The organism is Pseudomonas sp. SG20052 (assembly GCF_031766055.1).
Classification (GTDB): Bacteria; Pseudomonadota; Gammaproteobacteria; order Pseudomonadales; family Pseudomonadaceae; genus Aquipseudomonas; species Aquipseudomonas mandelii.
Window position 1 is genome coordinate 6,346,939 of sequence record NZ_CP134498.1, and the last position, 13,152, is coordinate 6,360,090.

Genomic DNA, 13,152 nt, shown 5'->3' on the forward strand with positions numbered 1-13,152 from the left:
CGAGCGTCACTGTGCGTGTCCTACTGCGGCAAAACGGCGGCGAAGCCCGGTACATGGGCCTGGATCGCGTTCAGCAGTTCTTCCTTGCTGAAAGGCTTGGTCAAAAACTGGTCGGAGCCGACGATGCGCCCCTTGGCCTTGTCGAACAGCCCGTCCTTGGACGACAGCATAATCACTGGCGTGGACTTGAACGCACTGTGGTTCTTGATCAACGCGCAGGTCTGATAGCCATCCAGGCGCGGCATCATGATGTCGACAAAGATGATGCCGGGATGGTTATCGGCAATCTTGGCCAGGGCATCGAAACCATCGATGGCCGTGATGACTTCACAACCCACGTTTTTCAACAGCGTTTCGGCGGTACGACGAATCGTCTTCGAATCGTCGATCACCATGACCTTCAAGGCGCTGGAATGCTGTTCCATAAATGCTCTACCGTCGCCTTTGCGAATCAAATTGTCCGTTTACGGACCTTCGGTGGCTCGAAACCCTTGATGTTCAAGGGCCAGCACGACATGGCAGCCTTTTTAGCACAGTCTCCAACACCAATCTATCGGGCGACTGACACGGTGGTTTTTCCTTGACCGGGAACACACTGGGCGCCAATCTGACGCCACTTTTTCGTGTCCATCCGGACCACCCCAATTCGAGGAAAAACCCATGAGCGTTCGCGTCGGGATTGTCATGGACCCTATTGCCAGCATCTCCTATAAAAAGGATAGCTCGCTGGCCATGCTGCTGGCCGCACAGAAGCGCGGCTGGGAACTGTTCTATATGGAACAGAGCGATTTGTACCAGGCCGAAGGTGAAGCCCGAGCGCGGATGCGTCCGCTGAAAGTCTTCGCCAACCCGGAAAAATGGTTCGAACTGGAAGCCGAGACCGACGCGCTGCTGAGCGATCTTGACGTGATCCTGATGCGCAAGGATCCGCCATTCGACATGGAGTTCGTCTACTCCACGTACCTGCTGGAGCAAGCCGAGCGCGCTGGCGTGCTGGTGGTCAACAAGCCGCAAAGCCTGCGCGATTGCAACGAAAAGCTGTTCGCCACGCTGTTCCCGCAGTGCACGCCGCCGACCATCGTCAGCCGTCGCCCGGACGTGCTGCGCGAGTTCGCCGATCACCACGGCGATGTGATCCTCAAGCCGCTGGACGGCATGGGCGGCTCGTCGATCTTCCGTCACACCGTCGGCCACCCGAACCTGTCGGTGATCCTCGAAACCCTGACCTTGCATGGCAAGCAGCAGATCATGATCCAGGGTTACTTGCCGGCAATCATCGATGGCGACAAACGCATCCTGATGATCGACGGCGAACCCGTGGATTACTGCCTGGCACGGATCCCGGCCGCCGGTGAAACCCGTGGCAACCTGGCGGCCGGCGGTCGTGGCGAAGCCCGCCCGTTGACCGACAAGGATCGCTGGATCGCTGCTCAGGTCGGCCCGACCCTGCGTGAGAAAGGCCTGCTGTTCGTGGGTCTGGACGTGATTGGTGAGCACCTCACCGAAATCAACGTCACCAGCCCGACCTGCATTCGCGAGATTGATAATGCGTTTGGCACCGACATCGGCGGCATGCTGATGGATGCCATAGAGAAGCAGCTGCAAGCTTCAAGCCGCAAGCTGCAAGCTTGAAACTGACGCCCTACAGCTTGTCGCTTGATACTTGTAGCTTGAAGCTAAAAACCAACATTGCGTTATCATGCCGAGCCCGTAAAAACGCGATGTTGGTTTTTTTGTCATGACACTTCCGTCCGATCTGCCCCCTGAACTCGCCCATCGTGGCGTGCGCCCGGCCGATCGCCTCGGATTTACCCTGTTTCTAGCGGCGCTGATTCACCTGGCCTTGCTGTTGGGCGTCGGGTTCACGATGGTCGAACCCAAGCAGATCAGCAAAACCCTGGAAATCACCCTCGCCACCTTCAAAAGCGAAAAGAAGCCTGCGAAAGCTGATTTCCTTGCCCAGGAGAATCAGGAAGGCAGCGGCACCCTGGATAAAAAGGCGATTCCCAAGACCACCGAGGTCGCGCCCTTCCAGGACAACAAGGTGCAGAAAGTCACGCCACCGCCGGCCGCCAAGCCGCCAGTGCCGGAAGCCGCGCCCAAGGCTGCCGTGACCACGGTCGCGCCGAAGCCGAAAAAAGCCCCGGCCAAGAACGAAGAGATCAAGCCGATAACCAAGCCTGCGGTGGCGGCGCCGACGTTCGACACTGAACAGCTGTCCAGCGACATCGCCAGCCTGGAAGCGGAACTGGCCAACGAACAACAGCTGTACGCCAAGCGCCCGCGCATCCACCGCCTGAGCGCTGCTTCGACCATGAAAGACAAGGGCGCCTGGTATAAGGACGAATGGCGCAAGAAGGTCGAGCGCATCGGCAACCTGAATTACCCCGACGAAGCGCGGCGCAAGCAGATCTACGGCAATTTGCGCCTGATGGTTTCGATCAACCGCGATGGCTCGCTGTATGAAGTGCTGGTGCTGGAATCCTCCGGGCAACCGCTGCTGGATCAGGCGGCGCAGCGGATTGTGCGGCTGGCGGCACCGTTTTCACCGTTTACCGGGGATTTGTCGGACATTGATCGGCTGGAGATCATCCGCACGTGGAAATTCGCCCGTGGGGACCGGTTGTCCAGTAATTGATCAATTGATTTGTAGTGATTGAGCCGGCGCCTTCGCGTGCAAGCCTCGCGTCTACAGGTCATGCGCCACTTTTGCGGTACATACCGAACCTGTAGGAGCGAGGCTTGCACGCGAAGAGGCCCTCAAGCAAAACCCGGATCAAAAGACACCCGCCCAGGCATTTCCTGTGCATCCCCAGCTTGTCAGTTCGCCCCTCCAACGCCACACTAGCGCTCATGAAGAACGTCAGCCCCAGCTACCTCAAGCATCACTTCCTGATCGCCATGCCTCACATGGCCGACCCGAACTTTGCGCACACCTTGACCTACATCGTCGAGCACACGGCCAATGGTGCCATGGGGCTGGTGGTCAACCGCCCGCAAGACCTGAATCTGGCCGATATCCTCGAGCAATTGCGCCCCGACATCGAACCGCCGGTGCTCTGCCAGCATGTGCCGATCTTCATCGGCGGCCCGGTGCAGACCGACCGTGGTTTTGTCCTGCACCCTTCGGGCAAGACCTTCCAGGCGACCGTTGATCTGGAAGGCGATCTTTCCTTGTCCACCTCCCAGGACGTGCTGTTCGCCATCGCTGACGGCGTCGGCCCGGCCAAAAGCGTCATTGCCCTCGGTTACGCTGGCTGGGAAGCCGGACAGCTTGAAGCCGAACTGGCGCAGAACGCCTGGCTGACCTGTCCGTTTGACGCCGACATCCTGTTCAACACCAGCAGCGAACTGCGCCTGGATGCAGCGGCCAAGCACCTCGGGGTCAATCTCAGCCTGCTGACCAGCCAGGCGGGCCACGCCTGATGGCCCTGCGACTGATTCTGGGTTTTGACTACGGCACCAAACAGATCGGCGTTGCGGTCGGCCAGGTGATTACCGGTCAGGCCCGCGAGCTGTGCACCTTGAAGGCGCAAAACGGTATTCCCGACTGGAACCAGGTCGAAGCCCTCATTAAAGAGTGGAAGCCTGACGCCGTGGTCGTCGGCCTGCCCCTGAACATGGACGGCACGCCGAGCGACATGTGCCTGCGCGCGGAGAAATTCGCCCGCCGCCTCAATGGCCGCTACAACCTGCCCTTCTATACGCACGACGAACGCCTGACCACCTTCGAAGCCAAAGGCGAGCGGCGTGATCGCGGCGGGCAAAAAGGCAGTTACCGCGACAACCCGGTCGACGCCATCGCCGCCGCCCTGCTGTTGCAAGGCTGGCTCGACGAAAATACCGCACTGTTCGAATCCTGAAGCGCCGTCACAGCGTCTCTCTTAGCTACAACCCGAGCCAAACCCCGCACGCACCGGCTCGGGCCCAAGAAGGAGCAACCATGAGCCTGCCCAATCCCGCCGAACTGATCAGCCAGATGGCGATCCGTCTCAAGGCACATCTGGAACACCGTGGCATTAGCGAACCGCGTTACATCGGCATTCGTACCGGCGGCGTCTGGGTCGCCCAGGCGTTGCTCGATGAACTGGGCAGTGATGCGCCCCTCGGCACCCTGGACGTGTCCTTCTACCGCGACGATTTCAGCCAGAACGGCCTGCACCCGCAAGTGCGCCCGTCCGCCCTGCCGTTCGAAATCGAAGGCCAGCACCTGGTGCTGATCGACGACGTGTTGATGAGCGGTCGAACCATCCGCGCCGCCATGAATGAACTGTTCGACTACGGCCGCCCGGCCAGCGTGACGCTGGTGTGCCTGCTGGACCTGGACGCCGGCGAGTTGCCGATCCGCCCGAACGTGGTCGGTGCGACGCTGACGCTTGCGGCCCACGAGCGGGTGAAGCTGTCCGGCCCGGAGCTCAAGCTCGAACTGCAAGACCTCGCCCTTTAATCCGCCCTATTGAGAGTCCCCCTCGCGATGACGCCTCTAGAAACCAAGCGCCCGCTGCAGCTCAATGATCAGGGCCAGCTGCGCCACTTCCTCTCGCTCGACGGTTTGCGCCGCGAGTTGCTGACGGAAATCCTCGACACCGCCGACTCGTTCCTCGAAGTCGGCGCCCGGGCGGTGAAGAAAGTCCCGTTGCTGCGCGGCAAGACCGTGTGCAACGTGTTCTTCGAGAACTCCACCCGCACCCGCACCACCTTCGAGCTGGCGGCCCAACGGCTATCGGCCGACGTCATCACGCTGAACGTGTCGACCTCGTCGGCGAGCAAGGGCGAAACCCTGCTCGACACCCTGCGCAACCTGGAAGCCATGGCCGCCGACATGTTCGTCGTGCGTCACGGTGATTCCGGTGCGGCGCACTTCATTGCCGAACATGTCTGCCCGCAAGTGGCGATCATCAACGGCGGCGACGGCCGTCATGCGCACCCGACCCAGGGCATGCTCGACATGCTGACGATCCGCCGGCACAAGGGCGGCTTTGAAAACCTCTCCGTGGCCATCGTCGGCGACATCCTGCACTCGCGGGTGGCGCGCTCGAACATGCTGGCGCTGAAAACCCTCGGCTGCCCGGACATCCGTGTGATCGCGCCGAAAACCCTGCTGCCGATCGGCATCGAGCAATACGGCGTGAAGGTGTACACCGACATGACCGAAGGCCTGAAAGACGTCGATGTGGTGATCATGCTGCGCCTGCAACGCGAACGCATGACCGGCGGCCTGCTACCGAGCGAGGGCGAGTTCTACCGCCTGTTCGGCCTGACCACCGCGCGCCTGGCCGGGGCCAAGCCGGACTGCATCGTCATGCACCCGGGGCCGATCAACCGTGGGGTGGAGATTGAGTCGGCGGTGGCCGACGGTCCGCACTCGGTGATCCTCAACCAGGTCACCTACGGCATCGCGATTCGTATGGCCGTGTTGTCCATGGCCATGAGCGGGCAGACTGCGCAACGTCAATTCGAGCAGGAGAACGCCCAGTGAAGCTCAGCATTCTCGGCGCACGTGTCATCGATCCGGCCACAGGCCTGGATCAAGTTACCGATATCCATATTGAAGCCTGCAAGGTCGTTGCCTTGGGCGCCGCGCCCGCCGGTTTTGTGCCCGTCGACACCATTGACGCCAAAGGCCTGGTGGCCGCCCCTGGCCTGGTTGACCTGAACGTCGCCCTGCGCGAGCCGGGCTACAGCCGCAAAGGCTCGATCATCAGCGAAACCCGCGCCGCCGCGGCCGGTGGCGTGACCAGCCTGTGCTGCCCGCCGAAAACCAAACCGGTGCTCGATACTTCGGCCGTGGCCGAACTGATCCTAGACCGCGCCCGCGAGGCCGGCAACACCAAAGTCTTCCCGATCGGCGCCCTGAGCAAAGGCCTGGACGGCGAACAGCTGGCCGAACTGGTCGCCTTGCGCGATGCCGGCTGCGTGGCCTTCGGCAACGGTCTGGAGAGCTTCCGCAACACCCGCACGTTGTGCCGGGCGCTGGAATACGCGGCGACCTTCGACCTGACGGTGATTTTCAACTCTCAGGATCATGATCTGGCCGAAGGTGGTTTGGCCCACGAAGGCCCGACCGCCAGTTTCCTCGGCTTGCCGGGCATTCCGGAAACCGCCGAGACCGTGGCCCTGGCCCGGGACCTGCTGCTGGTCGAGCAAAGCGGCGTGCGTGCGCACTTCAGCCAGCTCACCAGCGCTCGCGGCGTGGCGCTGATCGCTCAGGCCCAGGCCCGTGGCCTGCCGGTGACCGCCGATGTGGCGTTGTATCAACTGATACTGACCGACGAAGCGCTGATCGACTTCAGCAGCCTCTATCACGTCCAGCCGCCGCTGCGCACCCGCGCCGACCGCGATGGCTTGCGTGCAGCGGTGAAGTCGGGCGTGGTTTCGGCCATCTCCAGCCATCACCAGCCCCACGAACGGGATGCCAAACTGGCACCGTTTGGCGCGACCGAGCCGGGCATCAGCAGCGTTGAACTGCTGCTGCCGCTGGCGATGACGCTGGTGGAGGATGGGTTGCTGGATCTGCCAACGTTGTTGGCGCGCCTCAGCACCGGGCCTGCCGAGGCGTTGCGCTTGCCGGCGGGCAAGTTAGCCGTAGGCGGGCCGGCGGACATCGTGCTGTTTGATCCGGCGGCTTCGACCGTGGCCGGTGAGACCTGGCTGTCCAAGGGTGAGAACTGCCCGTTCATTGGGCATAGCCTGCCAGGCGTCGTGCGCTACACCCTGGTGGATGGACGGATCAGCCACCAGTCTTGAGCTGAGCTGTCCCAATCGCTAGCAGGGCTAGCTCCCACGCAGGATCTGTGAACAACACAAATCCCCTGTGGGAGCTAGCCTGCTGGCGATGGCTTACTGGAAAGTGCCGCGATTCTGCGCGTTACGCACGGACACCTGGTCATTCAGTGTCCAGAAGTCATACAGCACCCCCAGAAAGAACAACCCGCCCGTCACCAGGTACAGCAAACCGCTGAGCCACTTCCCCTGATACATCCGGTGTACGCCGAAGACACCGAGAAACGTCAGCAGAATCCACGCCACGTTGTACTCGATGGGCCCAGCGGTAAAACGCAGGTCCGCTTCACGGTCCATGGCCGGGATCAGGAAGATGTCGATCAGCCAGCCAATACCCAGCAAACCGAAGGTGAAAAACCAGATCGTCCCGGTCACCGGCTTGCCGTAATAGAAGCGGTGAGCCCCGGTAAAACCAAAAATCCACAGCAGGTAGCCGATCACTTTGCTGTGTGTATCTTGCTGCTGGCCAGCCTGTTGATAGGTGTTCATGAAGGACCTCGATTCACACGATAGATAAATATTCTTGAATTCTTTGTGACTTTTTTACAGGTTGCCGACGTATGGCACATGCTACCTTCGGTTGCGTCAAAGCCTTATACCACCTGACTTCTGTCCGACAATTGCGTCCATTTGCCGCTTATTTGGTTCCGTTGACCACAAGTTGAATCGACCAACGGCCTCGGAAGGGCAAAAAAAGCTGTTATAAAGTTGCGCGCTAACCCATATGAGCCTTGCCTAATGCGTCCATTTTTCAAGACATGGCTAACCATTTGCCTTTTGATGCCACTGGCCGCCCACGCCACCAATCGTGAGCAACGTCTTCCAAACGTTAATGGTTACACCCAAAAATCCCATGTTTCTGCTCCTTCGAGCAAAAACAAGAAAACCGAAAAACGTGCTCCACAGCTGGCTAGTAAAAGCAGCCTTGTTCCGCCGATGGCGACCAAGGAAAGCAGCAATGTGCTGAGTCGCGCCGTCAACGTCCTCGGTACACCTTACCGTTGGGGCGGCAGCAGCCCAAGTAAAGGGTTCGATTGCAGCGGCCTGGTGAAATACGCGTTCAACGACGCCACGTTCGACCTGCCACGCACGTCCAATGCCATGGCCAGTGGTCATGGCGAGAAAGTCGATCGCAAGGATCTGAAGCCGGGCGACCTGATTTTCTTCAACATCAAGAGCCGTCGGGTCAATCACGTTGCCATCTACCTGGGTAACGACCGTTTTATCCACGCACCGCGCCGTGGCAAGTCGGTGACCATCGACACCTTGAAGAAACCGTACTGGGAAAGCCACTACGTGGTTGCCAAGCGGGTTCTGCCGAAAGAGAAGAACACACTTCAGGTTGTTCAGCGCTGATCTGAAGTCCCGGGGTCAGACCCGGCACTTGCTTCGGTCATGACGCCCTCTTCGCGGGCAAGCCTGGCTCCTACAGGTCACGTGCCATTTTTTGCGGCACATGCCTGACCTGTAGGAGCGAGGCTTGCCCGCGAAGGCGTTTCTGGCCTCCTCAGAAGTTATCCGGCGTCCGCGCCTTCTCCCGGGCATGCTCCCGGCTGATCAAGCCCTTGGTCACCAAGTCCTTTAAGCACATGTCCAGCGTCTGCATCCCCAGGCTGCCCCCGGTCTGAATCGACGAGTACATCTGCGCCACCTTGTCTTCGCGGATCAGGTTACGGATCGCCGACGTGCCGAGCATGATTTCGTGCGCCGCAATGCGCCCACCGCCGATCTTCTTGATCAGGGTCTGCGACACCACCGCCAGTAACGACTCGGACAGCATCGACCGCACCATCGACTTCTCGTCCCCCGGAAACACGTCCACCACCCGGTCGATGGTCTTCGCCGCTGACGTGGTGTGCAGCGTGCCGAACACCAGGTGACCGGTCTCGGCGGCGGTCAATGCCAGGCGGATGGTCTCCAGATCACGCATCTCCCCCACCAGAATCACGTCCGGGTCTTCCCGCAGCGCCGAGCGCAGGGCCGTGGCGAAGCTGCGGGTATCACGGTGGACTTCGCGCTGGTTGATCAGGCATTTACGCGATTCGTGGACGAATTCGATGGGGTCTTCGATGGTGAGGATGTGGTGATGGCGATGGTTGTTCAGGTAATCGATCATCGCCGCCAGGGTGGTGGACTTGCCGGAACCGGTGGGGCCGGTCACCAGCACCAGGCCCCGCGGGGCCTCGGTGATCTTGCGAAACACCTCGCCCATGCCGAGGTCGTCCATGCTCAGGACTTTCGACGGGATGGTCCGGAACACCGCACCCGCACCCCGGTTCTGGTTGAAGGCGTTGACCCGGAAACGCGCCACGCCGGGCACTTCGAAGGAAAAATCAGTCTCCAGGTGTTTCTCGAAGTCCACCCGCTGGGTGTCGTTCATGATGTCGTAGATCAGCTCATGCACCTGTTTGTGGTCCAGGGCCGGCAGGTTGATGCGCCGCACGTCGCCGTCGACGCGAATCATCGGTGGCAGGCCGGCAGACAGGTGCAGGTCGGACGCGCCCTGTTTAGCGCTGAAGGCCAGCAGCTCAGTGATATCCATAGCGCTCCTCAATTCCAGTAGAATGCCGCCAACCTTCAAACCGCCGGCGCCTCTTGATGTCCACGATAGCAGACAACATTCTTCAGGTTAGTTCGCGCATCCGCGCCGCCGCCCTTGCCGCCCACCGCGACGAGCACAGCGTTCAACTGCTGGCGGTGAGCAAGACCAAGCCTGCCGAGGCCATGCGCGAGGCGTATGCCGCAGGCGTGAGCGATTTTGGCGAGAATTACTTGCAGGAAGCCTTGGGCAAACAGCTCGAATTGGCCGACCTGCCCTTGATCTGGCACTTCATCGGCCCCATTCAATCGAACAAGACTCGCGCTATCGCCGAGCACTTCGCCTGGGTGCATTCCGTGGATCGCTTGAAAATCGCACAACGCCTGTCCGAACAACGCCCTGCCGATCTGCCGCCCTTGAACATCTGTATACAGGTCAATGTCAGCGGTGAAGCCAGCAAATCCGGCTGCACCCCGGCCGACCTGCCGGCCCTGGCCAAGTCCATCAGCGAATTGCCGCGCATCAAGTTGCGAGGGCTGATGGCGATCCCTGAGCCGACTGAAGATCGCGCCGCCCAGGATGCCGCTTTTGCTGCCGTGCAAAGCCTGCAAGCCAGCCTGAATCTGCCGCTAGACACACTTTCCATGGGCATGAGCCACGACCTCGAGTCGGCCATCGCCCAGGGTGCCACTTGGGTCCGCATCGGTACGGCCCTGTTTGGCGCCCGCGACTACGGTCAACCATGACAATGGCTGACGCCTCTCTTGATAAGGACCTGACATGAGCAAGACTCGTATTGCCTTTATCGGTGCCGGAAACATGGCCGCCAGCCTCATCGGCGGTCTTCGCGCCAAAGGCCTGGACGCCGCACAGATCCGCGCCAGCGATCCGGGCGCCGAAACCCGCGCCAAGGTGCAGGCTGAACATGGCGTTGAAGTATTCGCCGACAATGCCGATGCCATTCAAGACGCTGACGTTGTGGTGCTGGCGGTCAAGCCGCAGGCCATGAAAGCCGTGTGCGAAGCAATTCGCCCAAGCCTGAAATCGAATCAACTGGTGGTTTCGATTGCGGCCGGCATCACCTGCGCCAGCATGAACAACTGGCTCGGCGCCCAGCCGATCGTGCGCTGCATGCCCAACACCCCGGCGCTGCTGCGTCAGGGCGTAAGCGGTTTGTTTGCCACGGCCGAAGTAAACGCTGAGCAACGTCAGCAAGCCGAAGAGCTGTTGTCGGCCGTCGGCATTGCCCTGTGGCTGAACGAAGAGCAGCAACTGGACGCGGTCACCGCCGTTTCCGGCTCGGGTCCGGCGTACTTCTTCCTGCTGATCGAAGCCATGACCGCCGCTGGCGTGAAACTCGGCCTGCCAGCGGACATCGCCGCACAATTGACGGTACAAACCGCGTTGGGTGCCGCACACATGGCGGTTGCCAGTGATGTCGACGCTGCTGAATTACGCCGTCGCGTGACGTCCCCTGCGGGCACCACGGAAGCGGCAATCAAATCGTTCCAGGCCGGCGGCTTTGAAGCGCTGGTCGAAAAAGCACTCGGCGCCGCTGCGCACCGTTCGGCCGAGATGGCTGAGCAACTTGGCCGCTAATCAGCTCTTACAAAGGAATTAATGATGCTTGGACTCAATGACGCTGCCATTTTCATAATTAAAACCCTGGGCAGCCTGTACCTGCTGATCGTACTGATGCGCTTCATCCTGCAATTGGTCCGGGCGAACTTCTACAACCCGCTCTGCCAGTTCATCGTCAAGGCCACGCAACCGCTGCTCAAGCCGCTGCGCCGGGTCATCCCGAGCATGTTCGGGCTGGACATGTCGTCACTGGTATTGGCGCTGATCATTCAAATGCTGCTGATCGCGGTGATCCTGCTGCTCAAAGGCTTCATGGTCGACTGGCTGTTCCTGGTGCCATGGGCCCTGATCGCCCTCTTCTCTCTGTTCTTGAACATTATTTTCTGGGCGATGATCATCAGCGTGATTCTGTCCTGGGTCGCCCCAGGCAGCCACAACCCAGGTGCAGAACTGGTCGCGCAGATCACTGAACCGGTACTCGCCCCGTTTCGTCGGATCATTCCGAACCTGGGTGGCCTCGACATCTCGCCGATCTTCGCGTTTATCGTGATCCAGTTGCTGCAAAGCTGGCTGATCCCGCGCCTTGCGAACTTCGCCCTGATGCCGATGGGGCTGCTCGGCCTGATCTGATGAGCTACTTTCGCTGGGACGGTGATGATCTGATTCTGGAATGTCACCTGCAACCGGCAGCCCGCAGCGATGACTTCTGCGGGCTGCACGGGGATCGGCTGAAGATTCGCCTGACCGCACCGCCGGTCGAAGGCAAGGCCAACGCGTATCTGATGGCGTTTCTGGCCAAGGCGTTTGGGGTGTCCAAGAGTCAGGTCAGTTTGATCAGCGGGGAGTTGAACCGGCAGAAGCGGGTGCGGATCTGTTCGCCGAAGAAGCTGCCGGATTTGCCGGATCTGCTGCGTCCGCCAGGTTAACCGCGTCATCGTTCTTCGCGGGCAAGCCTCGCGCCTACAAGATGACGCAATCCCTGTAGGAGCGAGGCTTGCCCGCGAATGCCGCATCTCGGTCCAGCTGAATGAAATCAGGCCCGCCCTTTGCTTGCCGCTGACCCCACCGGTCTTTAGACTTACGCCTCATTTCAACGAGAGCAGGGTCGATGCCAACTGCCTTTCCCGCCGATTCTGTCGGTCTGGTGACGCCGCAAGTGGCGCACTTCAGTGAACCCCTGGCCTTGGCCTGTGGCCGTTCGCTCCCAGCTTATGACCTCATTTACGAAACCTACGGCACGCTGAACGCCACGGCGAGCAACGCCGTGCTGATCTGCCACGCCTTGTCAGGTCACCATCACGCTGCCGGCTTCCACAGCCCCGACGACCGCAAACCCGGTTGGTGGGACAGTTGCATCGGCCCCGGCAAGCCGATCGACACCAACAAATTCTTCGTGGTCAGCCTGAACAACCTCGGCGGCTGCAACGGCTCCACCGGCCCCAGCAGCATCAATCCGGAGACCGGCAAGCCGTTTGGCGCTGACTTCCCGGTCCTGACCGTGGAAGACTGGGTGCATAGCCAGGCGCGCCTGGCCGACCTGCTCGGCATTCGCCAATGGGCCGCCGTAATCGGCGGCAGCCTCGGCGGCATGCAGGCGATGCAGTGGAGCATCACCTACCCGGAGCGCATTCGTCATTGTCTGGCCATCGCCTCGGCCCCCAAGTTGTCGGCGCAGAACATCGCCTTCAACGAAGTGGCGCGCCAGGCGATCCTCACCGACCCCGATTTCCACGGCGGCTCGTTCCAAGAGGCGGGCGTGATCCCCAAGCGCGGTTTGATGCTGGCGCGGATGGTCGGGCACATCACCTACCTGTCGGATGACTCGATGGGTGAGAAATTCGGTCGTGGCCTCAAGAGCGAAAAGCTCAACTACGACTTCCACAGCGTCGAATTCCAGGTTGAAAGCTACCTGCGTTATCAGGGCGAAGAGTTCTCCGGGCGTTTCGACGCCAACACGTACCTGCTGATGACCAAGGCGCTGGACTACTTCGACCCGGCAGCCAACTTCGACGATGACCTGGCGAAAACCTTCGCCAATGCCCAGGCCAAGTTCTGCGTGATGTCTTTCACCACCGACTGGCGCTTCTCCCCTGCCCGCTCGCGGGAACTGGTGAATGCGCTAATGGCGGCCAAGAAGGACGTTTGCTACCTCGAGATCGACGCTCCGCAAGGCCACGACGCCTTCCTGATTCCGATCCCGCGTTACTTGCAGGCCTTCAGCAATTACATGAACCGCATTACGTTGTGAG

Annotated in this window: 16 protein-coding genes; 13 read left to right on the top strand and 3 right to left on the bottom strand. The window is 60.7% G+C overall.

Features of this window, described 5'->3' with window-relative positions; all coding sequences use genetic code 11:
* Positions 1–20: 20 nt before the first annotated feature.
* On the bottom strand, positions 21–425 hold the full coding sequence (pilG, locus tag RHP74_RS29185; protein WP_010466861.1) for a twitching motility response regulator PilG: 405 nt from the start codon (positions 423–425) through the stop codon (positions 21–23).
* A gap of 235 nt (positions 426–660) precedes the next feature.
* On the opposite strand from pilG, the gene gshB reads away from it, so the two are divergent.
* From gshB to RHP74_RS29220, 7 genes are all read left to right on the top strand, one after another.
* Entirely contained in the window at positions 661–1,632 is a 972-nt protein-coding gene (gene gshB, locus RHP74_RS29190) for a glutathione synthase (protein ID WP_077747230.1), read from the top strand.
* 106 nt (positions 1,633–1,738) lie between these two features.
* Positions 1,739–2,638, top strand: coding sequence for an energy transducer TonB (locus RHP74_RS29195; protein WP_083375545.1), 900 nt, complete (start codon positions 1,739–1,741; stop codon positions 2,636–2,638).
* Positions 2,639–2,853: 215 nt separating this feature from the next.
* Positions 2,854–3,426: a YqgE/AlgH family protein gene (locus RHP74_RS29200; RefSeq protein ID WP_077747229.1), complete on the top strand. Its 573-nt coding sequence runs from the start codon at positions 2,854–2,856 to the stop codon at positions 3,424–3,426.
* The gene (ruvX, locus tag RHP74_RS29205; RefSeq protein WP_005792259.1) at positions 3,426–3,863 is read left to right on the top strand and encodes a Holliday junction resolvase RuvX; all 438 of its coding nucleotides are present in this window, start codon (positions 3,426–3,428) and stop codon (positions 3,861–3,863) included. The genes RHP74_RS29200 and ruvX overlap by 1 nt, the downstream gene beginning before the upstream one ends.
* Before the next feature lie 80 nt (positions 3,864–3,943).
* Positions 3,944–4,447: a bifunctional pyr operon transcriptional regulator/uracil phosphoribosyltransferase PyrR gene (gene pyrR / locus RHP74_RS29210; RefSeq protein WP_010466851.1), complete on the top strand. Its 504-nt coding sequence runs from the start codon at positions 3,944–3,946 to the stop codon at positions 4,445–4,447.
* A 27-nt stretch (positions 4,448–4,474) separates the two neighbouring features.
* Positions 4,475–5,479 carry an aspartate carbamoyltransferase catalytic subunit gene (locus RHP74_RS29215; RefSeq protein WP_007897943.1) on the top strand — a complete coding sequence of 335 codons (1,005 nt, stop codon included), beginning with the start codon at positions 4,475–4,477 and terminating at the stop codon, positions 5,477–5,479.
* Positions 5,476–6,747, top strand: a complete 1,272-nt coding sequence (locus RHP74_RS29220) for a dihydroorotase (protein WP_010466848.1) — start codon at positions 5,476–5,478, stop codon at positions 6,745–6,747. Before RHP74_RS29215 ends, RHP74_RS29220 begins: the two co-directional genes overlap by 4 nt.
* Positions 6,748–6,840: 93 nt before the next feature.
* Here the strand turns inward: RHP74_RS29220 and RHP74_RS29225 are convergent, their stop codons facing one another.
* Entirely contained in the window at positions 6,841–7,272 is a 432-nt protein-coding gene (locus RHP74_RS29225; protein WP_010466845.1) for an NINE protein, read from the bottom strand.
* A 249-nt stretch (positions 7,273–7,521) separates the two neighbouring features.
* Here RHP74_RS29225 and RHP74_RS29230 point away from each other — a divergent pair, with 249 nt between their 5' ends.
* The gene (locus tag RHP74_RS29230; RefSeq protein WP_077747226.1) at positions 7,522–8,139 is read left to right on the top strand and encodes a C40 family peptidase; all 618 of its coding nucleotides are present in this window, start codon (positions 7,522–7,524) and stop codon (positions 8,137–8,139) included.
* Between the two features lie 151 nt (positions 8,140–8,290).
* On the opposite strand, the gene RHP74_RS29235 is transcribed toward RHP74_RS29230, so the two are convergent.
* Positions 8,291–9,325, bottom strand: a complete 1,035-nt coding sequence (locus tag RHP74_RS29235) for a type IV pilus twitching motility protein PilT (RefSeq protein WP_010466841.1) — start codon at positions 9,323–9,325, stop codon at positions 8,291–8,293.
* A gap of 56 nt (positions 9,326–9,381) precedes the next feature.
* Between RHP74_RS29235 and RHP74_RS29240 the strand changes: the two genes are divergently transcribed.
* From RHP74_RS29240 to RHP74_RS29260, 5 genes are all read left to right on the top strand, one after another.
* On the top strand, positions 9,382–10,068 hold the full coding sequence (locus tag RHP74_RS29240; protein ID WP_304817228.1) for a YggS family pyridoxal phosphate-dependent enzyme: 687 nt from the start codon (positions 9,382–9,384) through the stop codon (positions 10,066–10,068).
* A gap of 34 nt (positions 10,069–10,102) precedes the next feature.
* Entirely contained in the window at positions 10,103–10,921 is an 819-nt protein-coding gene (gene proC, locus RHP74_RS29245) for a pyrroline-5-carboxylate reductase (RefSeq protein ID WP_311096814.1), read from the top strand.
* A gap of 24 nt (positions 10,922–10,945) precedes the next feature.
* A complete protein-coding gene (locus RHP74_RS29250) occupies positions 10,946–11,533 on the top strand; it encodes a YggT family protein (RefSeq protein WP_010466835.1) in 588 nt (195 codons plus the stop codon).
* On the top strand, positions 11,533–11,829 hold the full coding sequence (locus tag RHP74_RS29255) for a DUF167 domain-containing protein (protein ID WP_010466832.1): 297 nt from the start codon (positions 11,533–11,535) through the stop codon (positions 11,827–11,829). Before RHP74_RS29250 ends, RHP74_RS29255 begins: the two co-directional genes overlap by 1 nt.
* Positions 11,830–12,011: 182 nt before the next feature.
* Positions 12,012–13,151 carry a homoserine O-acetyltransferase gene (locus RHP74_RS29260; protein ID WP_154502062.1) on the top strand — a complete coding sequence of 380 codons (1,140 nt, stop codon included), beginning with the start codon at positions 12,012–12,014 and terminating at the stop codon, positions 13,149–13,151.
* Position 13,152: the final 1 nt, after the last annotated feature.